The organism is Gemmatimonadaceae bacterium (assembly GCA_019752115.1).
In the GTDB taxonomy this organism is placed as follows: Bacteria; Gemmatimonadota; Gemmatimonadetes; order Gemmatimonadales; family Gemmatimonadaceae; genus Gemmatimonas.
This window is the reverse complement of sequence record JAIEMN010000009.1, coordinates 63,429-87,214: the sequence shown is the minus strand read 5'-3', so window position 1 is coordinate 87,214 and position 23,786 is coordinate 63,429. Positions and strand designations below refer to the sequence as shown.

Sequence of the window (23,786 nt, the reverse complement as noted above, 5' to 3'; positions counted from 1 at the left end):
AGCCGGTCGCGCAGGGCCACGACGACGGCGGACGAATTCTCAACCTCACGCACTACACCACATGTCGAGTCCGTCCCTCGAGCAGCTGCTCGCCGCGGGCGTCCACTTCGGGCACCAGACCCGTCGCTGGAACCCCAAGATGCGCCGGTTCATCTTCGCCGAGCGCAATGGCATTCACATCATCGACCTGCAGAAGACGCTCCGCCAGATCGAACTGGCGCAGAAGCTCGTCCGCGAGGTCGTCCTGCGCGGCGAAAACGTCCTCTTCGTCTGCACCAAGCGCCAGCTGGCCGCCATCGTCCGTGACGAGGCCGCGCGCTGCGGCGGCATGTTCGTCACCGAGCGCTGGCTCGGCGGCATGCTGACCAACTACCAGACGGTCAAGAAGCAGGTCAAGAAGCTCAAGGAGCTCGAGGCCGGCAGCGAAGACGGCTCGCTCGCGAACTACACGAAGAAGGAACAGCTCCTCATGTCGCGTCAGCGCGAGAAGCTGTCCAAGTACCTCTCGGGCATCAAGACGATGAACCGCCTCCCGGGGCTGCTGTTCATCATCGACTCGAAGAAGGAGCGCATCGCCGTCTCCGAGGCCAACAAGCTCGGTGTGCCGATCGTCGCCATCGTCGACACGAACGCCGATCCGGACCTCATCACGGTGCCGATCGCCGGTAACGACGACGCGATCCGTTCGGTGGAGCTGATCACGAAGGTCATCGCCGACACGATCGACGAGGCGCGCCGCGAGGCGCCGGCCCGTCCGTCGGAAGAAGAGCAGGAGACCTACACGTTCTCGAGCGATCGTGGCGCGGAGCGTGCCGACCGTGGCGATCGTCGCGATCGCGGCGGTGACCAGGGCGGCCGCGGTGGCGACCGTGGCGGAGACCGCGGCGGCCGTCCGCGCCGTCGTCGGGCCAAGCCCGAGGCGATCGCCGCCCGCCTGAAGCCCGGCGCTGATGCGCCCGCGGGCGACGAAGGCGAGCCGAGCGCCGAGTAAGGCCCGGCGGACCCCTCGCAGGAACGCGACGCCGCCGGGTTGATTCCGGCGGCGTTTGTGTAGGACGCAGTAGCTGACGCAGTACCTTTCGCAGGCATCCAGACACGTCCCGATAGACAGGAAGAATCGATGAGCACCCCGATCACGGCCAAGGCCGTCGCGGAACTCCGCCAGCGCACCGGCGCCGGCATGATGGATTGCAAGAAGGCGCTCGAAGAGAACAACGGCGATATGGACGCCGCGGTCGAGTACCTCCGCAAGAAGGGCATCGCGAAGGCCGAGAAGCGCGCCGACCGCTCCACCAGCGAAGGCATCGTCGGCGGTGAGGTGTTCAACAACGGCCAGTCGGCCGGCCTCGTCGAAGTCGCCTGCGAAACTGACTTCGTGGCGCGTAACGAAGACTTCGGCAAGATCGTCGCCTCGCTCGTCGCGCATCGCGTGGCGTCGACCGCGGCCGACATCGACGCGTTCCTCGCCGAGCCGATGACCGGCAGCCCGAACGAGTCGGTGGCCGAGTACGTGAAGGCCGCGGCCGCCAAGACGGGCGAAGCCGTCAACATCAAGCGCACCGTGCGCTTCGATGCGGGCGCGACCGGCCTCGTCGGCATGTACCGCCACCACAACGGCAAGCTCGCCACGCTCGTGCAGATCACCGCGTCCTCGGCCGAGGTCGCGCAGCATGAGGCGACGGCGGAGCTCGTGAAGTACATCGCCGAGCACGTCGCCGCGGCGGCCCCGATCGCCGTCGATCGCACCGGCGTTCCCGCCGAGAAGATCGAGAGCGAGCACCGCATCGGCCTCGAGCAGGCGCGCGAAGCGGGCAAGCCCGAAGCGATGCTCGAGAAGATCGCCACCGGCAAGGTCGAGGCGTTCCTCAAGGACGTCACGCTCTTGCCGCAGGCGTGGGTCCGCGACCCGGCCCAGACGATCGCGCAGCTCGTCGCCGAGCATGGCAAGAAGGCGGGCGGCACGATCACGGTCGACAAGTTCGCGCGCCTGCAGCTCGGCGCCGAGTGACCCCGATGAGCGCCAGCGAGGGCGAGCCCCTCAAGTTCCGGCGCATTCTCCTCAAGCTCTCCGGCGAAGCCCTCGCCGGGGAGCGTGGGGTGGGGTTCGATTTTGATCGCATCGGCTTCTTTGCCGATCAGATCGTGGATGTGGCGCGCATGGGCGTCGAACTCGGGCTCGTGATCGGCGGTGGCAACATCGTCCGCGGCTCGCAGCTCTCGCAGATGGGCATGGACCGCGTGGGCGCCGACTACATGGGCATGCTCGGCACCGTCATCAACGCGATGGCGCTGCAGGACGTGCTCGAGAAGAAGGGGCTCGATACCCGGGTCATGACGGCGATCCGCATGGAAGAACTGGCGGAGCCGTACATCCGCCGCCGGGCGCTGCGCCACTTCGAGAAGGGGCGCACCGTCATTTTTGCCGCCGGCACCGGGAACCCGTACTTTTCCACGGACACGGCCGCCGTCCTGCGGGCCATCCAGATCAAGGCCGACGTCATCATCAAGGCGACCAGCGTTGATGGCGTCTACTCGGCCGATCCCAAGAAGGACCCGAACGCCACGATGTACGAAACGATCAGCTACCGCGACGTCATGCTCGAGGAGCTGCGCGTGATGGACCAGACGGCCATCACGCTGTGCAAGGAGAACCAGTTGCCACTGGTTGTCCTCAACCTCCACCGCCCGGGCGCCATCGCACGTGCCGTCCGGGGCGAACGCGTAGGGACACTGGTTTCATGAGCACCATTGCGCAGTTTCTCAAGGACGCCAAGGGTCACATGGAGAAGGCCATCGAGAACTCGAAGCGTGAGTTCTCGGGCATTCGCTCGGGCAAGGCGTCGCCCAACATGCTCGACGTGGTGAAGGTCGAGGCGTACGGCTCGTTCGTACCGCTCAACCAGGTTGCGTCGGTCTCGGCGCCCGAGCCGCGCATCCTCCTCGTCACGCCGTTCGACAAGGGGCAGGCGAAGGCCATCGAGAAGGCGATCCGGGAATCGGATCTCGGCCTCGATCCGGCGCATCAGGGGGGCGTGATCCGCGTGCCGCTGCCCAGCATGAACGAGCAGCGTCGCAAGGAGCTGGTGAAGGTCCTCCACAAGCTCGCCGAAGACGGGCGCATCGCGATCCGTCATGCGCGCACCGAGGCGCGCGACAAGGTGAAGAAGCTCGATGGCGTGTCGGAAGACGACAAGAAGCACGCCGAGAAGGACCTGCAGAAGGCGCATGATGAGTTCATCGCCAAGCTGGACGGCCTCCTGAAGGCGAAGGAAGCCGAAATCATGGAGGTGTGAGCCTCCTCGTGGACGGACCGGTTCCGCGCCACATCGCCATCATCATGGATGGCAATGGCCGATGGGCTCGCGCGCGTCACATGCCGCGGCCCTTCGGCCATCGTGCTGGGATGAAGGCCGTCCGCGCCGTCGTGGAGGGCTGCCTGGAGGCGGGCGTCGAGTGGTTGTCGCTCTTCGCCTTCTCGCAGGAGAATTGGCAGCGCCCCGAGCAGGAAGTCTCGGCGTTGATGCTGCTGCTCGAGGAATACATCGCCCGCGAAGCCGCCGAATTGCGCGCGCAGGGCGTGTGCGTGCGGGTGCACGGCGATCTCGAGCGCCTGAGTCCGGCCGCGTCCAGTGCCGTGCAGCGCGTCATGCGCGACACCGCCGGCGGCACGAAGCTCGGGCTCAATCTGTTCATTTCGTATGGCGGGCGGGCTGAGCTGGTTCGGGCCACGCGCCTGATTGCGGCGGATGTGCAGGCCGGAACGCTCACCCCCGACGCCATCGACGAAGACACCATCCGGCGGCGGCTGTACACCGCCGAATGCCCCGATCCCGATCTCCTGATCCGGACGTCGGGGGAGCAGCGGCTGTCGAATTTTCTGCTCTGGCAGGTCGCGTATGCGGAGATCTACATCGCCGACGCGCTCTGGCCGGACTTCGATCAGGCTGCCTTGCAGTTGGCCATTCAAGATTTTCAACGCCGCGATCGCCGCTTCGGCAAGGTGACCACCTGATGTCGCACCCCGCGTGAACGAACTCGGACGTCGCGTCATCGTGGCGCTGATTGGCGCCCCCATTGCCCTCGGGGTCATTTGGTTGGGCGACTACGCGTTGGCCACGCTCGTGGCTGGTCTCGCGGCGCTGGGCGCGTGGGAGTTCTATCGCATTGCCACGGCGGGCGGCTCCACCCCGATGAGCGGCGTCGGCATCGTGCTCGCGGCCGCGTTGCCGCTCGTCGTGCACGCGCAGGTGCTGGGGCTCGTCCAGGTACATCCGGTGGTGGCCGTCCTCGCGATCATCGCGGTGCTGGCCCTCGCGATCTGGCTGCGTGGTGTGGACCGCCGCCCCCTCGGCGCGGCCGCCACCACGGTCTTCGGCGTGCTCTATACCTCGGCCACGCTCTCCTTCGCGTATGCGCTGCGTTATCACAACTACGCCGTTGGCAACACCGCCGGCGCATTGGCCGTGATCGTGCCGGTGCTGCTGACCTGGGCGAGCGATACCGGCGCCTACTTCAGCGGGCGTCTGATTGGCGGGCGCAAGCTCATTCCCTCGGTGAGCCCCGGCAAGACGGTGGCGGGCGCCGTGGGCGCCCTGGTGTTCACCGTGGCGGTCACGTGGGTACTCGTGCATCAGGTGCTCGTGCCGTATGCGCAGCTCGCGTTCACCACGTGGGGGCTCGTGATCTTCGGGCTCGCGATCAGTGTCACCGCGCAGATCGGTGATCTGGCCGAATCGCTCCTCAAGCGCGAGGCCGGCGTGAAGGACAGTGGCACACTCTTCCCGGGACATGGTGGTGTGCTCGATCGCCTCGACTCGCTCTACTTCGTGCTGCCGATGGCGTACGCGCTGTATGACTGGCTGCTGGTGCCGGCCCCGAGCGCGCTGGGAGGCGTGACGCAATGACCGCCCCGGTCGGTGTCGCCCTGTTGGGCGCGACGGGTTCGATCGGCACGAGCGCGCTGCGCGTCCTGGCGCGGCAGCGTGATCGCTTCCGTCCGGTGGCGCTCACGGCCAACGGCCGCTGGCAGGCGCTGGCGGAGCAGGTGGCCCAGTACCAGCCGGCGTATGCCGGTCTCGTGCAGCCGTGCGACGACGCGCCGTCCTCCTGGGGCCGTGGTGCGGAATGTCTGATCGAGGCCGCGACGCATCCCGACGCGCAGATCGTCATCAACGCCGTGGTGGGGGCCGCCGGGTTGCCGGCGACGCTCGCCGCGCTGCGGCAGGGCAAGCGCGTTGCGCTGGCCAACAAGGAAACGCTCGTCGTCGCCGGATCGATCGTGACCGACGTGGCGCGGGCGCACCACGCCGAGCTCGTCCCGGTCGACAGCGAGCACTCGGCCATTCTGCAGTGTCTCGCCGGTCGGCAGCCCCACGAAGTGCGGCGGCTGATCCTGACCGCGTCGGGCGGGCCCTTCCGCACGTGGCCGGCGGAGCAGATCGCCGGCGCGACCCGTGCGGATGCGCTCAAGCACCCCACTTGGCAGATGGGGAGCAAGATCACGATCGACAGCGCCACCCTGGCCAACAAGGCACTCGAAGTTATCGAGGCACATCACCTGTTCGGGGTGCCCTATGACCGCATCGACGTGGTCGTGCACCCGCAGAGCATCATCCACTCGTTTGTCGAATTCGTGGACGGCAGTGTGCTCGCCCAGATGGGGGTGCCGTCGATGGAGCTCCCCATCCTGTACGCGCTCACGTGGCCGGAACGCGTCCCCGACAGTGGCGTACCATCCTTTGATCCGGTCGCGCTGGGCGGTCTGACCTTTGAGTCCGTCCGGCACGACGCGTTTCCGATGCTTGGCCTGGGGATCCAGGCCGGCAAGACCGGCGGGGCAGCACCAGCGGTGTTCAATGCGGCCAATGAGGTGGCGGTGGCCGCATTTCTCGAGGGGACGCTCGCGTTCCAGGGGATCGCCGCACGCGTGGCGGCCGCCCTTGACGCGCTGGGGTCGATGCCGGGCGAGACGTTGGACGACGTGTTGGCGGCGGATGCCGCGGCACGGGAGCATGTTCTGTCGCAGGTGAGGTCCTGATCGCATGGCTGGTTTGTCGGTGTACATCGCGCCATTGCTCGTGTTCGGTCTCGTGGTGTTCGTCCACGAGCTCGGGCACTTTCTCGCCGCCAAGCTCACCGGCGTGTATGCGCCGGTCTTTTCGCTGGGCTGGGGGCGCCGCATCTGGGGGATTCGCCGCGGCGAGACGGACTACCGGCTTTCGCTGATTCCGCTCGGCGGGTACGTGCGCATGGCGTCGCGCGACGACGAGTCGCTCGCCGGCATCGAAGGCGCGGCCGATCGCGGCAGCTTCGAGGCGTCGGCCCAGCGGCCGCCCAATGTGCCCGAGGCGCTGTGGGATCCGAATGCGATGGCCCCGTTCGGCCCCAAGCCGGTGCCGGCCAATCGGTGGAGCGAAAGCAAATCGGCCTCCGCCCGCGTGTTCATTCTCTCCGCGGGCGTGCTGATGAATATCCTCCTCACCTTCACGGTGAACACGGGGATTTCGCTGCAGCTCGGCCGCAACTACACCCCGGCGGTGGTCGACTCTGTGGTGACCGATGCGCCGGCCGCCCGTGCCGGGCTGCAGTCGGGCGATCGCATCACGGCCATCAACGGCGAGCCCGTTGCCGCGTGGAATGACGTCGTCGATCGCATCTCCGCGGTGACCAGCGGGGTGGTACGGGTGAGCGTTGCGCGCGGCGACAGCGTGATCACGCGCGAGATCGCGCCCCAGGTCACCGATGGCATCGATCGCGTCACGGGCGCCACGAAGAAGGTCGGACGGATTGGTGTGTCCGTGCGCGATTCCGTGGTGCACGAGGCGCTGGCGCCGCTGGCGGCGGTGCGGGAAGGCTGGCAAGGCACGCGGCGCATGGCGGACAACGTCTTCACCGTCCTCACGGGGCTCTTCAAGGGCGAAGTGTCGGCCAAGAACCTCGGCGGCCCGATCGCGATCGCCAAGACGTCGGTGCAGGCGGCCCGCGGTGGCGCCGACATGCTCTGGGCGCTCATCGCCTTTCTGAGCATCAACATCGCCATCCTAAACATGGTGCCGATTCCGGTGCTCGATGGCGGCCAGATCCTGATGGTGGTGGCGGAGCGGATCAAGGGGAGCGAGTTCAGCATGCGCACGCGTGAAGCGTTCGCGCGTGTCGGCGTACTCGCCGTGCTGGCGCTGATCGTGCTGGTCACGTTCAACGACGTGCGGTCGTTCTTCACCCGATGATGCCGTGAGGCGGGAGCGACGCCGCGCGTTGGTGGCGCTCGTGGTGGCCGCGATGGCGGCCGGCTGTCACCGCGCGCCCACGTCGCGGGTGGCCGCCTCGCCGCTGCCGCGCATTCCCCGCGATGCCCCGCGATTCGAGATCGACAGCGTGACCGATTCCACGGCGATCTTCCGCACGCGCGAGGCGCGCTGGGTCCGGCGCGGAGCGATCGCGTACGCCGTGGATCCCCTGCAGCGCGACGCGATCATTGCGCAGCTGCGCATCGTGATGCGCGACAGTGTCCGTGCGGTGGGCCTCGTCACCTCGCAGGTGAGCGGGCTCAAGCCGACGCACGTGCTGCTGGTGTTGCATCCCGACGCGCCGTGGTGGCGCCGCCGCGAGTTCTGGTCGGGCGCGGGGGTGGGCGCTGCGGTTGGTGCGGGTGCCGCGGCGCTGACGCGCTGAGTCACTCCGCCTACTGCGGACAGAACATCTTGAGCGGCTTGGCGTCGGCGCTGCCGCCACGCTGCACCACAATGGTGTCACTGAACGCAATGCAGCGCGGCGCGGTCGCGCGCAGGACGTAGCGTCCGATCGGCACGAGCACCGAGATCGCACTATCGGCGCGCGTTTCGATGTTCGGGCCACCATCGAGCGACTGAAAGAGCACGCGGGCATCACGCGGCTGCACGTTGTAGCGCACCGGCACGCAGCCGCGGACGGCGAACGTGATGGCCACGTGCTCGCCAGCCTTGAGCCCGCTCAGCACCGTATCGCGGCGTGCCGTACGGCAACTGGTCGGCGCGTCGGCCACCACGGCGTGCAGCTCGAGGCGATCGCTGAGATCGACATCGCCGGCAAATCGGCCGGTGCCCACCTGCCGATTGTTGAGGTAGAGCTCCGCGCTGTCGGAGGCGCTGAGCTCGAGCGTCACCTGCTTGGGCGTCACCCGCGGGGGGCGAGTCCCGGCCGGCAGGGTCGGGCGCGCCGCCGCCGCACGGGCGGAATCGATGGTTTGCGTCGAGTCGATCGGCGTCACCGCCACCGGTTGCGGCGCCGCGGTATCCGCCATGGCGCTATCCACCCGTTGGCCGATGACCGGGAGCCCCACGCCCCCGCGGGTGAGCAGCCAACCGACGAGGCCGAGGAGCAGCACGAGCACCAGCGCCGCGGCCCAGCTCGTGCGCCGCTTGCCGGGGAGTCGGAACGCTTCGATGGTGTGCGACGCGAGCCGGGGCAGGTTCACACTGCGCTCCGGCGCCGTGGGCAACGCCGCGAGCGCGTCCACCGCCTGCACGGCGTTGGCGAACCGATCGCCGGGCTCCTTGGCGAGCAGCCGCAGCACGAGCGCGTCGAACTCGGGGGTGAGCTCGGGGACAACCGATCGCGGCGACGGGGCGGGGACCTCGATGTGCTGACGGGCGACGGCGTACCAGTCCTCGCCATCGAACGGCAGCTTACCCGTGGCCGCCCGGAAGAGCGTGACGCCCAGGGCGTAGAGATCACTCCGCCCGTCGAGCTCGAGGCCGCGGGCCTGCTCCGGGCTGAAATACTGCGGGGTCCCGAGCACCTGATTGGTGGCACTGATGCTGGACGCACCGGCGAGGGCCCGCGCGAGGCCGAAGTCCGCGACGACCGCTTCGCCGTCGGCATCGAGGAGGATGTTGTCGGGCTTGATGTCGCGATGGATCACTCCGCTCGCGTGCGCCGTGGCGAGCGCGGCGGCGATCCCGAGACCGAGGCGCACCACCTCCGTTTCCGGGAGCCGCCCCATGAGCGACAGGCGCCGGCCGAGCGTGAGGGGATGGAGGTCCATCGCCACGAAGGCGGCCCCATCCACCTGGCCGACGTCGCGGACGGTCACGATGTTCGGGTGGCGCAGCCGGGCCGCGGTGGCGGCTTCGCGCTTGAAGCGGATCTCGGCGGCGTCCTGTCCGGCGAACTCCGGCCGGAGGACTTTCAGGGCGACCGGGATCTCCAGATCCTGATCGACGGCCTCATAGACCCACGAATACGCCCCCGCGCCGAGCAGGCGGGTGACCCGGTACTTTCCGATGGTTCGTCCCAGGTAGCGATCGGGCACGCGCGGCGGATAGGGGGCGAGGGATGGCCGGTCCGGGGCGAACCGGGAGCCGGGGGTCCTTTACAGCGTCGTTCGGCTGGGATAAGTTACCGTGCTACCTACAATTGCGCGCATGACCGTTCAGCACAACCGCTGTGCACAACGCGCTGAAGACGGCTGAGAATACTACGACGATGGCGTTCGACAAGGCTTCCACGATCGACAAGTACCGGGCCCACGAAGGGGACACCGGCTCGACCCGCGTGCAGATCGCGATCCTCACGGAACGGATCAACTACCTGACGGGTCATTTCCGTACGCACGCGAAGGACCATCATGGTCGCCGCGGCCTCCGCATGATGATCGGCAAGCGCCGCCGGCTGCTCGACTATCTGAAGCGTACGGACGTGCAGCAGTACCGCACGCTCATCCAGGACCTTGGAATCCGCTACTAAGCGGGCAATCGTCACGTCGTCGCGCGGGGGCACCTCTTGCCTCCCGCGCGATTTGCGTTCTCATGAGGCTTAACAGCAGATGATGCACAAAATCGAGCGGACCTTCGCGGGCCGCCCCCTGGTGATCGAAACCGGGCGCATGGCCAAGCAGGCCGCCGGCTCCGCCGTCGTCACCTTCGGCGAGACGATGGTCCTCGCCGCCGTGACGGTGAGCGAGAACCAGAGCCCCCTCCCGTTCTTCCCCCTCACGGTCGAGTACAAGGAAAAGACCTACGCCGCGGGCAAGATCCCGGGCGGCTTCATCAAGCGCGAAGGGCGCCCGCACGATCATGAGATCCTCGCGGCGCGCATCATCGATCGCTCGATCCGCCCGCTCTTCCCGGAAGGCTTCAAGAACGAAGTCCAGGTCTTCATCTACGTCATCTCCGCCGACCAGGAGAACGATGCCGACGTGCTGGCGCTCGTCGCCGCCTCGTTCGCCCTGAACGCGTCGAAGATTCCGTTCCTCGGCCCCATCGCCGGCGTTCGCGTCGGTCGCGTGCAGGGCCACTGGGTGCTCAACCCGACGTTCCAGCAGCTCGCGTTCTCCGACATGGAGCTCGTGGTCGCCGGTTCGCAGGACTCCATCGTGATGGTGGAAGGCGGCGCGCTCGAAGTGTCCGAAGAGGACGTGCTCGAGTCGCTGCGCCTCTCGCACGACGGGATTCGCGAGCTCATCGGCATGCAGAAGGAGCTGCTCGCCAAGGTGCAGCAGCCCAAGATGGCGTGGACCAAGGCCGAGACGCCGGAAGCCGTCGCGACGCGCGTGAAGGACGCCGCGTCGAGCGTGATCCGTGCCGCGCTCAACCAGAAGGACAAGCACACGCGCATCGAAGCGGTCGAGAAGGCCAAGAAGGACCTGGCCGAAGCGCTCGTCGTGGAGTTCCCCGACAACGCGAAGGACATTCACAGCGTGCTCGGCGACGTGGAGTACAACGAACTCCGCGCGCAGGTGCTCGACACGAATCTCCGCGTTGACGGCCGCAAGCCGAACGAAGTGCGCGCCATCAGCATCGACAGCACCGTGCTGCCGCGCGCGCATGGCTCGGCGCTCTTCACGCGTGGCCAGACGCAGGCGCTCGTCGCCGCGACGCTCGGCACCGCGAAGGACGCGCAGCGCCTCGACTCCATCAAGGAGGCGGGTGAGGTCACGCGGTCGTTCATGCTCCACTACAACTTCCCGCCGTTCTCGACCGGTGAAGTGCGCCCGATGCGCGGCACCAGCCGTCGCGAAATTGGCCACGGCAACCTCGCCGAGCGCGCGCTGCAGGGCGTGCTCCCCGACTTCGCCGACTTCCCGTACACGATCCGCATCGTCTCCGACGTGCTCGAATCGAACGGCTCGTCGTCGATGGCCTCGGTGTGCGGCGGCTCGCTCGCGCTGTTCGATGCCGGCGTGCCGATGAAGGCGGCCGTCGCCGGTGTGGCGATGGGGCTGATCAAGGAAGGCAAGAAGTACGCGATCCTGACCGACATCCTCGGCACCGAAGACCACCTCGGTGACATGGACTTCAAGGTCGCCGGGACGAAGGATGGCATCACGTCCATCCAGATGGACATCAAGATCGAAGGGCTCGATCTCAAGATCATGGAAGAGGCCCTCGCGCAGGCGAAGGAAGGCCGTCTCCATATCCTCGGCGAGATGGACAAGGCGCTGGCCGCCCCGCGTGGCGACCTCTCGAAGTACGCGCCGCGCATCATCACGGTGCAGATCCCGGTCGACAAGATCGGCGAGCTCATCGGCCCGAAGGGCAAGAACATTCGCGGCATCCAGGAAGAGACCGGCGCCGAGCTCACCGTCGATGACGATGGCACGGTCACCATCGCCGCCGTTGGCGGCGAGAGCATGGAGCGCGCGAAGCAGATGGTCATGGCCATCACGGCCGAGCCGGTGGTCGGCGAGACGTACGAAGGCACGGTGAAGACCGTGACCGCCTTCGGCGCGTTCGTCGAGATCATGCCCGGCACCGAAGCGCTGCTGCACGTCTCCGAGATGCGCTGGGAGCGCGTCGAGAAGCCGGAAGATGTCTGCAAGAAGGGCGATCGCGTCACCGTGAAGCTCGTCGATCGTGACGAGCGCGGCCGCCTGCGCCTCTCGATGAAGGCGCTGCTCCCGAAGCCGGAAGGCATGCCGGAGCAGGAAGAGCGCCCGCGTCGTGAAGAAGGCGGCGAGCGTTCGGATCGTGGCGACCGCGGTGGTGATCGCGGTGGGCGTGGTGGACGCGGTGGTCGCGATCGGCGCTGACGCTTCGGGCGCCGTCGCGCCCTCGTTGCACCGCACGGATCTCCCGAATGGACTGACCGTGCTCTCGGAAGCTGTTCCGGGAGCGCGGTCGGTTGCTTTCGGTGCGTGGGTGCGTGCGGCTACGCTGCACGAACAGGCCAGCGAGATGGGCGTGTCGCATCTTCTTGAGCACATGGTGTTCAAGGGGACGCGCTCGCGCACGGCGCAGCAGATCGCGCTGTCGCTGGAGACGCTCGGTGGCTCCCTCGACGCCTATACGGAGCGCGAGCACACCTCGTATCAGGCGCGCGTGCTCGATGAGCATCTCGGCGAAGCCGCGCACGTGATCGGGGAGCTGATCTTCGCGCCGCTGCTGCGTCCCGAGGACCTCGCGCTCGAGCGCAAGGTGATCCTCGAAGAGATCAGCATGGTCGAGGATACGCCCGACGACATCATCTTCGACGTGCACAATCGTGCGGTGTGGGGCGATCATCCCCACGGCTTCGCGATCCTCGGCACGCGCGAGACCGTGAAGGCGCTCGACATCCCGCACCTGCAGGCGCTGCATGCCCGGGCCTATCACCCAGGGCGCGTGGTCGTCGCCGCCTCCGGACGTGTGGACCACGAGCAGCTGCTCGATGTGCTCGACAAGGCCGGATGGATGGCGGTCCCCAAGGGGGACATGACGCCGTTCGCGCTCGATCCGGCCGAAGCGGCGGGCGCCCATGCCGAGCATGTGAAGCGCAAGGACATCGCCCAGACGCATGTGGTGCTGGGCGGGCAGGGGATCGCGCACGGCGATCCGCGGCGCTACGCCTTTGCCCTCCTCGACATGCTGATTGGCGGGGGGATGAGCTCCCGGCTGTTTCAGCGTGTCCGGGAGGAGCTCGGGCTCGCCTACAGCGTGCACACCTTCAGCAGTGCCTTCGCCGACACCGGCACCCGCGGCGTGTACCTCGCCAGCGCCCCGGAATCGGCCCAGGAAGCCCTCGACGCGGTGCGCGAGGTGCTGCGCGACGTATCCCAGCATGGTCTCTCCCCCGAGGAGCTGGCCGCCGGGAAGCGCCAACTTCGTGGACAGCTGGTATTGTCCATGGAGGGGGTCTCGTCGCGGATGTACCGGGCGGCGGCGACCGCCCTGTATGGAGAGCCGTACCGTGGCATCGACGAGCTGATGGCGCTCGTCGATGCCATTACCGAGGAGCAGGTGCGCGAGATTGCGCGCGACTTCTTCGATCCCGATCGACAGATACTCGTCAGTCTCGGCCCCAAGGCCGTACGCTGACGCCCAACCTCCCCAGAGATCCCACCATGCGCATCGGCGTACCCAAAGAGATCAAGACGAACGAAAATCGCGTCGCGCTCGTCCCGGCCGGGGCAGAAGCGCTCGTGTCCGCAGGCCATGAGGTGTTCATCGAGACCGGCGCCGGGATTGGCAGCGGGTTCGAAGACGCCGACTACGTCGCGGTTGGTGCCCAGATCGTGCCCGACGCGGCGACCGCGTGGGGCAAGGCCGAATTGCTGATGAAGGTGAAGGAGCCGATCCAGGCCGAGTGGCAGTTCCTGCGCCCGGACCTCACGCTCTTCACCTACTTCCACTTCGCGGCCGACGAAGCGCTCACGCATGCGCACCTGAAGAGCGGCGCGACGTGCATCGCCTATGAGACGGTCGAGATGCCGAATCGCGATCTGCCGCTGCTCATCCCGATGTCGGAAGTCGCCGGCCGCATGGCGGTGCAGGAAGGCGCGAAGTACCTCGAGAAGCTCTATGGCGGGCGCGGCGTGCTGCTGAGCGGCGTGCCGGGCGTGGCGCCGGCCAAGGTGGTCATTCTCGGCGGCGGCATCGTGGGCGTCAACGCGGCCAAGATGGCGGCGGGTCTCGGGGCCAAGGTCGTGGTGCTCGATCTCTCGCTCGAGCGTCTGCGCTATCTCTCGGACGTGATGCCGGCGAACGTGCAGCTGATTCACTCGAACCGGCACAACATTCTCGAGCAGATCACCACGGCCGATCTCGTGATCGGTGGCGTGCTGATTCCGGGCGCGAAGGCACCCAAGCTCGTGCGTCGCGCGGATCTCGCGCGTATGCGTCCGGGCGCGGTGATCGTGGACGTGGCCGTCGATCAGGGCGGCTGTGTGGAAACCATCAAGCCGACGACGCACGAGAACCCGACGTACGTCGTGGATGGCATCATCCACTACGGCGTGGCCAACATGCCGGGCGCCGTGCCGCGCACGTCCACGCTCGCGCTCACCAATGCCACGCTGCCGTACGCGCTGCAACTGGCGAACAAGGGCTGGAAGCAGGCGCTCAAGGACAACGGCGCGCTCCTCAAGGGGCTCAACATGTCGGCCGGTCAGGTGACGTATAAGGGCGTCGCCGAGGCCTTCGGCATGGCGCTGGCCGACGCGGCCTCGTTCGTGAACTGACCTGCCGGGCCGCCCCACCGGCGGCCGCGGGGATTGGCCAGGCGGCCCGGGTGCTCTCGCGAGCACCCGGGCCGTCTCGTTTCCCAGAGGGGGCGTCACGTTGCTGGCCTATGTTGTCAATTCCGCATGAATATTCTTGTGGCGTAATAGATGAGGCTGGTATCTTATGGATGGGTCCGCTTGCTCATCCTCTCGGAGGCGATCGTCGATGAAGGTGCTCGTCCTGTCCGTCGGCAGTTTCGTACCGTCCCACGCCGCCCGGCGTCTCATCGAAGACGGCAATGCCGTTTTTGAACTCGACGCGCGGGAGATCGTGCGCGGCGCCCTTGGCGAAACCGGTGCGCGATTCCTGCTGAATGCGCTGACCAGCCAATGGTGCGCCAACCGGAAAGGGTCATCGCGTGATGACCGATTCCAGGCCGTGCTCTACGTGCACGAGCCGATGCAGACGGAAATGGCCGACGTGGCCCCGTTGCCGAGCGGCCTGGCGCCGATCGTTCCGGTGAGCTTGCAGGCGGCGCTGTCGTTCGCGCTCGATCACTCCGCGCGCTTTGTACTGGCCTCGGTCTGCGGGCGCCGTCGCGACGATCTGCCGGTCATCATGGCCGCGGAGTCCATCGTGAACAGGTTCGTGGCCGAACACGGGCTGCACGCGGGGATGGCGCGCCTGCTCGAGGTCTATGGGCCGCGCATGCCCGTCACGGGCGATCTCTCGCTCGTGGGCGAGTTGATGGAGGCCGCCGTCGGGCAGCAGGAGGTCGCGCTGGACACCGAGCTCGACGCCTGCCACTGGCCCGTGCACGTGCAGGATGCCGTGGATGGCGTCGTCCGCCTGTTGTACAGCGCCGAGACGCGGTTGATGACCTTCGGCGGGGCGACGCCGTATCGCACGCGCGACCTGATCGCGACCGTGGAGCATGTGGCGCGGGCCGATGTGCCGGTGCGGGTCACCGGGGAGTTTCCGATTGCCGATCGCCGCCAGTCGGCGCAGCCGCTGATCGGCGAGGCGCGCGGGGCGCTCGGCTGGCGTCCGCGCACGGGGCTGCACGCGGGAATCGAGGACTTCGCACGGCACGATCCGCGGTACCAGCGCGAGGTTCCGGTCACCACCGATCGGTAGCCGGACCCGGGGACCGTTTGACGAGCGGACGGGCGGTGGTTCCAGTGGCCTAGGTCACGGTTTCACAACAGCTTGTCCGCTCTGGCGTGCGCCGATACCTTACCGCTTCACGCACCGCCGGCGCTCTTCAGGCGAACGCCCCCTGTACCGGCTCCGCCGCCCCGATCTCCCCGGATGTTCTGGCCCTTCAGCAAGTCGAATTCGTTCTTCCCGGCGAATGCCATCGCCGTTGACCTTGGCACCGCCAACACGCTGATCTACGTGAAGGGCGAGGGGATCGTGCTCAACGAGCCCTCGGTCGTCGCGCTCGATCGCGAGACGAAGAAGATCAAGGGCGTGGGGCTCGAGGCGAAGCGCATGTTGGGGCGCACGCCCGATGGCATCATGGCCGTGCGGCCGATGAAGGACGGCGTGATCGCCGACTTCGACGTGACGGAAAAGATGCTGCGCTACTTCCTCACGCTCGTCATCGACAAGCATGTCTTCAAGGTGAAGCCGCGCGTGATCGTGTGCGTGCCGAGCGGCATCACCGAAGTGGAGAAGCGCGCGGTGCGCGACTCGGCGCTCGGTGCCGGGGCGAAGGAAGTCTTCATGGTGACCGAGCCGATGGCCGCGGCGATCGGCGTGGGGCTGCCGGTGGAATCGCCGACGGGCAACATGGTCATCGACATCGGCGGCGGCACGACCGAAATCGCCGTCATCGCGCTGAGCGGCATCGTGAGCGATACGAGCATTCGCACCGGTGGTGACGAGCTCGATATCAGCATCGTGCAGTTCATGCGCAAGAACTACAACCTGCTGATCGGTGAGCCGACGGCGGAGCAGATCAAGATCCAGATCGGCTCGGCGTATCCGGTGGGTGAAGAGCGCGAGATGGAAGTGAAGGGGCGCGACCTCGTCTCGGGCATTCCGAAGACGGTGCGTGTGCACTCGAGCGAAATTCGCGAAGCGGTGCAGGAGCCCATTCAGCAGATCGTGGACGCCGTGCGTCGCGCGCTCGAAACCACGCCGCCGGAACTCGCGTCGGACATCGTCGATCGCGGCATCGTGATGACCGGTGGCGGCGCGCTCATTCGCGGGCTCGATGTACTCCTCTCGCAGGAGACCGGGTTGCCGATTCACGTGGACGACGATCCGCTCACGTGCGTGGTGCGCGGCACCGGCAAGATCCTCGACGACGAGGAGAAGTACTGGTCCGTTCTTACCACGTGATCGGCGGTGGCCCGTCGCGCACGTGGTGAGGGACGCCTCGACACCGCGCTCGTGGTCGCGTGTGTCGCCCTCGCAATCCTGGCCCTGATTGCCCCGCGCAGATCGCGCGAACAGCTCGCGAGCACGTTGCGCACGCGCGTGCTCGCTCCGCTGGTGACACTGGAAGGTCAGGCGGCCACCGTCCGCGCCGCCGTCACGTCCCGCAATGCCGTGCTCATGGCGCGCGGTCGCGGCGCCATCGACACGCTCAGTGTGCGCGCGGTTGCCGATGAGAACGCGACGCTGCGCAAGCTGCTGGGGCTCGCAGCGCGCCTGCAGGATGGCTTCGTGCCCGCCGAGCTGTTGCCCGCGCCGGGGGGTGATGAGTTCACCATCGCGTTGACAGCGGGCGCGCAGACCGGCATTGCGCCATTTCAGCCGGTGGTGACCGCCGATGGGCTCGTGGGGATGGTCGAGAGTGTGGATGCGACGACCAGCTACGCCATCACCTGGGCGCACCCCGACTTTCGCGTCAGCGCGATGAGCGTGGACCAGAATGCGTTCGGCATCGTGCAACCGCATCTCGGGAGCGGCGCCGAACGGTGGCTGCTGGAGATGCGCGGCGTCCCGTTCCGGGCCAAACTCGACAGCGGCACCCTGGTCGTGAGCTCGGGGCTGGGGGCGACGTATCCACGCGGCATTCCGATCGGGACCGTGCTCGGGGAGATCACCACGCCGGAGAAGTGGGCGCGCACCTATCTGCTCAAGCCGTCGGTGCTGCCGGAGGCGATTGGCCCGGTGCTGGTCATGCTGCCCGCGCGGGCGCAGCGTGGGGTGAACGGCGTGTGGACCACTGTCGCTGCGGCCGACAGTGCTGCGCGCGCCGTCGCGCAGGCGGGCGATTCGCTCGCCCGCAAGGCGGCCTTCGACGAACTCGCGGCCCGACGCGCCGCGCTCGACGCGCAGGCGGCGGACAGCCTCGCCGCGGCCGATACGATTGGCGGTGGGCTGGGGAACCGTCCCCCGGTGAAGGCCGACAGTGTGCGGCCCGTGGTGAAGCCGCCGGTTTCCGCACCGGCGGCCCCCCGGCGTGACTCGATCAAACCCCCGGTTCGGCCGGGCCCACCGCCAGCGCCGGAGCTGCGGTGATGCGTCGGCAACCCACGGCCCCGTCGGGAATCGGCAGCGCGGTGCGGGCGTGGCTCGGCTTCGGGCTGCTCCTCGTCGCGCATTTCGCCGTGCGCCCGCTGTTCACCGGGCCGGTGGCGGTGGACTTCGCGCTGATCGCGCTCCTGTTCGCCGCGGTGCGGATGCGCTCCGGGTTCGCGGCGGTCACCGGTTTTCTTCTCGGAATCGCGCTGGATGCGTTGGCACCCGGCAGTTTCGGCGCGGCCACGCTGGTGCTCACGCTGCTGGGCTTCGGCGCGTCCTGGCTCAAGGCGGTGTTCTTCGCCGACAATCTGTCGCTGACGGCGTTGTTCCTCTTTGGGGGCAAGTGGCTGTTCGACGTGGCGATGACGCTGCTGGTCGGCACCAAAGGCGGTGCGTCGATGCTGGTGACGCTGTTGCTCTGGTCTCCGCTGTCGGCGGCGGCCACAGCGCTGGTGGCGCTGCTGCTGCTCACGCTGTTCCGTCCGCTGTATCGCCCCGCGGTGACCTGACGTGGTGCTCGACGCGTGAGCTACCATCCGAATTCCGTCCTTCGGCGCGCTCGGGTAGCCCGGGTGCTGCTGGTCGCCGCCTTCGTGGCCCTGGCCGGGGCGTTCTTCCGCGCGCAGGTACTGCAGAACGAAGAATACGTGCTGCAGTCGGAGTCGAACCGTTTGCGCGAGGTACCACTCCCGGGCGCGCGCGGCACGATCTACGATCGCAACGGCCAGATCATCGCCGAGAATCTGCCGGGGTACACCGTTTCGATTCTGAGCCCGACTGAGGACTCGCTGCGCAGCGCCCTGCGCACGCTGTCCAAGGTGATTCCGATCGATTCCTCGCAGCAGGATCTGGTGGTGCGACGGTTTCGGCGCACGAAGCCGCGCCCCACGGTGATCTTCAACGATGCGAGCTTCCAGGTCGTCTCGGTCCTCGAGGAACGGCGTATCGAGTTCCCCGGGCTCATCATTCAGAGCTCGCCCAAGCGCTACTATCCCGATGGCGAGGCCATGGCGGCCCTGGTTGGGTATACCGGCGAAATCTCGGAAGACGAGTTGGCGAACGACCGCTACGCGGGCTACAAGGCGGGGCAGCAGGTCGGCAAGCAGGGGATCGAGAAGCAGTACGAAGCCCAGTTGCGCGGGCGGGAAGGGCGTCGCTTCGTGGAGGTCGATGCCAAGAATCGTGTGGTGCGCGACAATGGCGTGCGCCCCGAGGAGCAGCCGGAAGCGCCCCCACCGCTCCGCACGAACATCGATCTGGATCTGCAGCGTTTCGCGCACGACTACTTTGGCGACTCGCTCCGCGGCGCCGTGGTGGCGCTCGACCCGCAGACCGGTGGCGTGCTCGCGCTCTATAGCGCGCCCAGCTACGACGTGAACGAGTACATCGGCGGCGCGTCCGCGTCGTTCATCAATGCGCTGCGCGAAAATCCGCATCGGCCCATGGTGAACCGCGCGCTGAGTGGCCGGTATGCGCCGGCGTCCACGTTCAAGCTGGCGACGGCGGCGATGGGGCTCCAGATGGGGCTGGTCACGATGGACTCGCGGATGGAACAGCCCTGCACGGGCTCGTACTACTACGGCCGCCAGTTCAAATGCTGGGACCACAAGGGCCACGGCGACATCACGCTCGCGCAGGCGATCGCCAAGTCGTGCGACGTGTACTTCTACCAGCTCGGGCTCAAGATCGGACTCGCCAAGCTGCTCGCCGGCGGCGTGAAGCTGGGCTTTGGTGACAGCACCGGGGTGGACCTCCCGAACGAACGCAAACCGACCTGGCCCGACGGTGTGGCGTACTTCGACAAGAAGTACGGGCCGCGCGGATGGAACAAGTCGGTCGTTCTGAGTCTCGCGATCGGCCAGGCCGATGATGCGCAGACGCCGCTCAGCATGGCCCGCTTCTACACGGCCCTCGCTACCGATGGCGCGGCCGCCACGCCGCAGATCGTGGCGCGGACCCCGGAGCGCAAGCAGATCCTCAACCTCAAGCCCGAGCAGTTGCAGGGGCTGCAGGATGCGCTCGCGGATGTGGTGTCCCGCGGTACGGCGGCGGGGGCCCAGATCAAGGGGCTCACCATCGCCGGCAAGACCGGCACCGCGCAGGTCGGCGGCCAGAAGGACAACGCCTGGTTTGTGGGCTATGCGCCGGCGGACAAGCCGAAGATCGTGCTGGCGGTGCTGATCGAAGAGGGGTTGCATGGCTCGGCGGCGGCGAAGGTCGCCACCAAGCTGATGGAGCGATTCCTGAAGGTTCGGTTGTCCATGACGACTGTCACCAACGACTGAGCGGAGCGACGCATGGCCAACATCAGTGTGCTGCGGCGCCAGAGTATCGACTTTCCGTTGCTGCTCATCGCGCTGCTGTTGACCGGCTTCGGGATCGCCATGGTCTTCTCCGCCGGCCAGATCGATGGGCCGAGCCGGACCATCGCCACCGCCTGGGAGCGGCAGCTCGCGTTCTTTGGCGTCGCCCTCGCAGCGACCTGGGTGGTGACGCGCGGCTCCGTGCGGCTGATCGAATGGACGGCGTGGCCGCTCTATGCGGTGAGCTGTGCGATGCTCGTGCTCGTGCTCTTCGTAGGCACCGGCTCCGGTACGGCGGCGAGCGTGAAGGGATGGTTGGCCATCGGTGGCGTGCGCATCGGACAACCGTCAGAGTTGGCCAAGCTCGCCACGATTCTCATGCTCGCGCGCGTGCTCGCGGCGCAGCGCGAAAGCATCACGTCGCTCATCGATCTCTGGAAGCCGCTGCTGGTGGTGGGCGTGCCGTGGCTGCTCGTGATGAAGCAGCCGGACCTGGGCACGGGCATCGTCTTCATCGGCGTGTGCTTTGCGATGCTCTTCTGGGCTGGTGTGCGCTGGCAGCTGCTCCTGATGCTGGCCAGTCCCGGCATCAGTCTCATCCTGGCCTTCAGCACCGGCGTCTGGGGCGCGTGGTTCCTGCTGCTCATCGCGCTGGTGCTGTGGTACCGCCCGTATCTGGTGGAAGGCGTCGTGGTGGTCGTGGCGAACGTCATCACGGGCGTGGTGGCGCCGCTGCTCTGGGACAAGCTCAAGCCATACCAGCAGAAACGCCTGCTCGTCTTCCTCGATCCGAACATCGATGCCAATGGCGCGGCGTACCACGTGCGCCAGTCGAAGGTGGCGATCGGCTCAGGCGGCATTTTCGGGCAGGGCTACACGCTGGGCAGTCAGAAGCGGCTGCAGTTCCTCCCGGAGCGCCATACCGACTTCATTTTCTCCGTGGTTGGTGAGGAGCTGGGCTTCATTGGTGTCTGCGTCGCCCTGGCGCTGTTCCTCGCACTGCTGCTGCGCAGCACGCGGGTGGCCTCGCGCGCGAGCGACTCGTTCCCGAGCCTCGTCGCCTTTGGGCTGGTGTCGGCGTGGTTCGTACACGTCATGGTGAACGTCGGGATGACGCTCAACCTCATGCCCGTCACCGGTATTCCACTCCCGTTCTTCAGCTACGGACCGAGTTTTCTGCTGGTCTCGTGGCTCGCCGTGGCCATCCTGTTGCGGATCTCCGCCGAAGGCCGGGGCCAGCCCGACGCGATCGAGCTCTGACGGGTGGCCTCGCCCGAGGCGCCCTTTACGGATGAGCTCGCTTAGTACGGTGTGACAGCCTCGGCTGTTCGCAAGGTCTAGCCTTGGACGCCCCATCTCCCGATCTTTCCCGTCTATGGCCTGGTTCCGGAAGGAAAAAAAGCCCCGCCAACCGCGTCGCGAACGCCTCGAGATCCCACCGGATACGTGGGAGAAGTGCGAGGCCTGCGGGCATACCGACATCCGCGACAAGTTCTTGCGGAACCTCAACGTGTGCCCGGAATGCGACTTTCATCGCCGGCTGCGCGCGTGGGATTTTGCGTCGTTCCTGCTCGATGACGGGACGCTCAACGAAGTGGGCGGCGAACTGCGGTCGGTCGACCCACTCGGGTTCCCCGACTACCCGGCGCGCCTCAAGAAGGCGCTCACCAACGCTGGCGACACCGACGCCATTCTGACCGTCACCGGACTGCTCGAAGGCATGCCCTGCGGGATCGGCGTGATGGACTTCGCCTTCATGGGCGGGTCCATGGGGTCAGTGGTCGGCGAGAAGATCGCCCGCCTCGGGCAGCGCTCACTCGAGAAGAAGCATCCGCTGGTGATCGTCTCCAGCTCGGGCGGCGCGCGCATGCAGGAAGGCATCCTGTCGCTCATGCAGATGGCGAAGGCGTCGGCTGTGCTCTCGCAGCTCGCCGAGCGCCGCATTCCGTACATCTCGGTCCTCACCAACCCCACGACGGGCGGCGTGAGTGCCAGCTACGCCATGCTGGGCGACGCCATCCTGGCCGAGCCCGGGGCTGTCATCGGCTTTGCCGGCCCGCGCGTCATCAAGCAGACGCTCGGGCAGGACCTGCCGGAGGGGTTCCAGACGGCCGAGTTCCTCCTGGAGAAGGGGATGGTGGATCGCGTGGTCCACCGGAAGGAGCTGCGTTCGACCCTTTCGCGGTTGCTGCGTCACATGACCGGTCGCCCGGCCGCGGCGGCGCACGCCGAACAGGAAAGCTGACCTCCAATCCGCTGGCGCCGCCGGCGGTGACTCCGGCTCCCGCCGGTGGCACCGCAGCTCCGGAGTCGGGTGAGGCCCACGCAGCCTACCTCGCCGCCCTCCGCCGCCTCTACGCGCGCACCGGCGGCGCGTGGCGCCTCGGGCTCGAGCGGGTCGCCGAGCTGCTCGAGCGGTTGGGGAATCCGCACCGGGCGTATCCGGTCTTTCACGTCGCGGGCACGAACGGGAAGGGAAGCACCTGCGCCACACTCGACGCCATGCTGCGTGGCGCCGGCCTCCGCGTCGGGCGATATACGTCGCCGCATCTCGTGGACTTTGCCGAGCGGGTCGTGGTCAACGGGGCGCCCATGTCGCACGAGGCGATCACGCGGTGGCTCACCGCGCATGAACCGCTGCTGACCGAACTGGGCGCCACCTTCTTCGAGGCGACGACGGCCATGGCGCTGTCGCACTTTGCTGCCGAACAGGTTGAAGTGGCCGTGGTGGAAGTTGGCTTGGGTGGCCGACTTGATGCGACGAACCTCGTGCAGCCTCTGAGCGCCGGCGTCACGCAGATCGGCTTCGACCATCAGGAGTTTCTCGGCGATACGCTCGAGGCGATCGCCGGCGAGAAGGCCGGCATCTACAAGCGCGGCATCGCCGCGGTGGTGGGCGAGACCGATCCCGTCATTCGCGAGCGACTGCGCGAGCACGCCGAGGCCGCCGGGGCGGCCCCGATTCTGGTGACCGGCCGCGATTGGCAGGTGCGCGACGTCGAGGTGCACCCGGCCGGTACCAGCTTCACGCTGGACGTGGGGTCGTCGTCGCGGCGGCTGACCACCCCGTTGGTCGGGCACTTCCAGGCCCACAATGCCGCCGTGGCGCTGGCCATGCTACGCGCCGCCGGGGGGCCGTGGGCCGAGATCGAGGCGCGAGCCGACACCCTGCTGGCCGACGTGCGGTTGGCCGGCCGGTTCCACCGCGCCGCGCCGTGGCTGTTCGATGTGGCCCACAACGCCGATGGCGCGGCGACCGTCGTGGCCAACCTGCTGGCCGTGGGCGTGCCCCACCCGATCACCGCCGTCGTCTGCGTGCTGCGTGACAAGGACTGGCGGGGGATCCTCCAGGCCGTCGCCCGAGCCGCCGAACGCATCGTGGTCACCATGGCCCCGACAGCGCCGGTGAATCGGATGTGGGACCTCCACGAGGTCGAGGCCTGGGCCCAGGAGGTTGGCCTTCCGGTCACGCGCATCGACGATTTCACGACCGCGCTGGCCGACGCGCGCGCCGAGGCACAGACGGTGCTCGTGACCGGGTCCTTTCACACGGTCGGCGATGCGATGGAACGGTTGCAGGTGCATCCGTTGGCTCGGTAGCTTTCCA

At 67.6% G+C, this 23,786-nt stretch carries 22 protein-coding genes; 21 read left to right on the top strand and 1 reads right to left on the bottom strand.

What is annotated here, in order from left to right; all coding sequences use genetic code 11:
- Positions 1-61 precede the first annotated feature (61 nt).
- The 9 genes from rpsB to K2R93_04860 all read left to right on the top strand — a co-directional run bounded on the left by rpsB (position 62) and on the right by K2R93_04860 (position 7,671).
- A complete protein-coding gene (gene rpsB, locus K2R93_04900; protein MBY0489157.1) occupies positions 62-991 on the top strand; it encodes a 30S ribosomal protein S2 in 930 nt (309 codons plus the stop codon).
- A 129-nt stretch (positions 992-1,120) separates the two neighbouring features.
- Positions 1,121-2,008: a translation elongation factor Ts gene (gene tsf / locus K2R93_04895; protein MBY0489156.1), complete on the top strand. Its 888-nt coding sequence runs from the start codon at positions 1,121-1,123 to the stop codon at positions 2,006-2,008.
- A 5-nt stretch (positions 2,009-2,013) separates the two neighbouring features.
- The gene (pyrH, locus tag K2R93_04890; protein ID MBY0489155.1) at positions 2,014-2,742 is read left to right on the top strand and encodes a UMP kinase; all 729 of its coding nucleotides are present in this window, start codon (positions 2,014-2,016) and stop codon (positions 2,740-2,742) included.
- Entirely contained in the window at positions 2,739-3,293 is a 555-nt protein-coding gene (gene frr / locus K2R93_04885; GenBank protein ID MBY0489154.1) for a ribosome recycling factor, read from the top strand. The genes pyrH and frr overlap by 4 nt, the downstream gene beginning before the upstream one ends.
- Positions 3,294-3,337: 44 nt before the next feature.
- A complete protein-coding gene (uppS, locus tag K2R93_04880) occupies positions 3,338-4,012 on the top strand; it encodes a di-trans,poly-cis-decaprenylcistransferase (protein ID MBY0489153.1) in 675 nt (224 codons plus the stop codon).
- A gap of 13 nt (positions 4,013-4,025) precedes the next feature.
- Positions 4,026-4,904: a phosphatidate cytidylyltransferase gene (locus tag K2R93_04875; GenBank protein MBY0489152.1), complete on the top strand. Its 879-nt coding sequence runs from the start codon at positions 4,026-4,028 to the stop codon at positions 4,902-4,904.
- Positions 4,901-6,037 carry a 1-deoxy-D-xylulose-5-phosphate reductoisomerase gene (gene dxr, locus K2R93_04870; protein MBY0489151.1) on the top strand — a complete coding sequence of 379 codons (1,137 nt, stop codon included), beginning with the start codon at positions 4,901-4,903 and terminating at the stop codon, positions 6,035-6,037. The genes K2R93_04875 and dxr overlap by 4 nt, the downstream gene beginning before the upstream one ends.
- A 4-nt stretch (positions 6,038-6,041) precedes the next feature.
- Complete coding sequence (gene rseP / locus K2R93_04865; GenBank protein MBY0489150.1) at positions 6,042-7,226, top strand: RIP metalloprotease RseP; 1,185 nt, start codon at positions 6,042-6,044, stop codon at positions 7,224-7,226.
- A 4-nt stretch (positions 7,227-7,230) separates the two neighbouring features.
- The gene (locus K2R93_04860) at positions 7,231-7,671 is read left to right on the top strand and encodes a hypothetical protein (protein MBY0489149.1); all 441 of its coding nucleotides are present in this window, start codon (positions 7,231-7,233) and stop codon (positions 7,669-7,671) included.
- Positions 7,672-7,681: 10 nt separating this feature from the next.
- Here K2R93_04860 and K2R93_04855 read toward each other — a convergent pair whose 3' ends face one another.
- Positions 7,682-9,289, bottom strand: a complete 1,608-nt coding sequence (locus K2R93_04855; GenBank protein ID MBY0489148.1) for a serine/threonine protein kinase — start codon at positions 9,287-9,289, stop codon at positions 7,682-7,684.
- A 173-nt stretch (positions 9,290-9,462) separates the two neighbouring features.
- Between K2R93_04855 and rpsO the strand changes: the two genes are divergently transcribed.
- The 12 genes from rpsO (at position 9,463) to K2R93_04795 (ending at position 23,779) form a co-directional block, all read left to right on the top strand.
- Positions 9,463-9,723 (top strand): 30S ribosomal protein S15, encoded by a 261-nt coding sequence (gene rpsO, locus K2R93_04850; GenBank protein MBY0489147.1) that lies wholly within the window; start codon positions 9,463-9,465, stop codon positions 9,721-9,723.
- 82 nt (positions 9,724-9,805) lie between these two features.
- On the top strand, positions 9,806-12,007 hold the full coding sequence (locus K2R93_04845; protein ID MBY0489146.1) for a polyribonucleotide nucleotidyltransferase: 2,202 nt from the start codon (positions 9,806-9,808) through the stop codon (positions 12,005-12,007).
- Positions 11,946-13,271 carry an insulinase family protein gene (locus tag K2R93_04840; protein ID MBY0489145.1) on the top strand — a complete coding sequence of 442 codons (1,326 nt, stop codon included), beginning with the start codon at positions 11,946-11,948 and terminating at the stop codon, positions 13,269-13,271. Before K2R93_04845 ends, K2R93_04840 begins: the two co-directional genes overlap by 62 nt.
- Positions 13,272-13,297: 26 nt before the next feature.
- Positions 13,298-14,413 carry an alanine dehydrogenase gene (gene ald, locus K2R93_04835; GenBank protein ID MBY0489144.1) on the top strand — a complete coding sequence of 372 codons (1,116 nt, stop codon included), beginning with the start codon at positions 13,298-13,300 and terminating at the stop codon, positions 14,411-14,413.
- Positions 14,414-14,621: 208 nt separating this feature from the next.
- The gene (locus tag K2R93_04830) at positions 14,622-15,533 is read left to right on the top strand and encodes an NAD(P)-dependent oxidoreductase (protein ID MBY0489143.1); all 912 of its coding nucleotides are present in this window, start codon (positions 14,622-14,624) and stop codon (positions 15,531-15,533) included.
- A gap of 174 nt (positions 15,534-15,707) precedes the next feature.
- Positions 15,708-16,745: a rod shape-determining protein gene (locus K2R93_04825; GenBank protein ID MBY0489142.1), complete on the top strand. Its 1,038-nt coding sequence runs from the start codon at positions 15,708-15,710 to the stop codon at positions 16,743-16,745.
- 6 nt (positions 16,746-16,751) lie between these two features.
- Complete coding sequence (locus K2R93_04820) at positions 16,752-17,873, top strand: rod shape-determining protein MreC (GenBank protein MBY0489141.1); 1,122 nt, start codon at positions 16,752-16,754, stop codon at positions 17,871-17,873.
- The gene (mreD, locus tag K2R93_04815; GenBank protein MBY0489140.1) at positions 17,873-18,385 is read left to right on the top strand and encodes a rod shape-determining protein MreD; all 513 of its coding nucleotides are present in this window, start codon (positions 17,873-17,875) and stop codon (positions 18,383-18,385) included. The genes K2R93_04820 and mreD overlap by 1 nt, the downstream gene beginning before the upstream one ends.
- A gap of 15 nt (positions 18,386-18,400) precedes the next feature.
- Entirely contained in the window at positions 18,401-20,161 is a 1,761-nt protein-coding gene (gene mrdA / locus K2R93_04810; protein ID MBY0489139.1) for a penicillin-binding protein 2, read from the top strand.
- Positions 20,162-20,173: 12 nt separating this feature from the next.
- The gene (rodA, locus tag K2R93_04805; protein MBY0489138.1) at positions 20,174-21,439 is read left to right on the top strand and encodes a rod shape-determining protein RodA; all 1,266 of its coding nucleotides are present in this window, start codon (positions 20,174-20,176) and stop codon (positions 21,437-21,439) included.
- Positions 21,440-21,554: 115 nt separating this feature from the next.
- A complete protein-coding gene (accD, locus tag K2R93_04800) occupies positions 21,555-22,424 on the top strand; it encodes an acetyl-CoA carboxylase, carboxyltransferase subunit beta (GenBank protein ID MBY0489137.1) in 870 nt (289 codons plus the stop codon).
- A gap of 26 nt (positions 22,425-22,450) precedes the next feature.
- Positions 22,451-23,779, top strand: a complete 1,329-nt coding sequence (locus K2R93_04795; GenBank protein MBY0489136.1) for a bifunctional folylpolyglutamate synthase/dihydrofolate synthase — start codon at positions 22,451-22,453, stop codon at positions 23,777-23,779.
- Positions 23,780-23,786 lie beyond the last annotated feature (7 nt).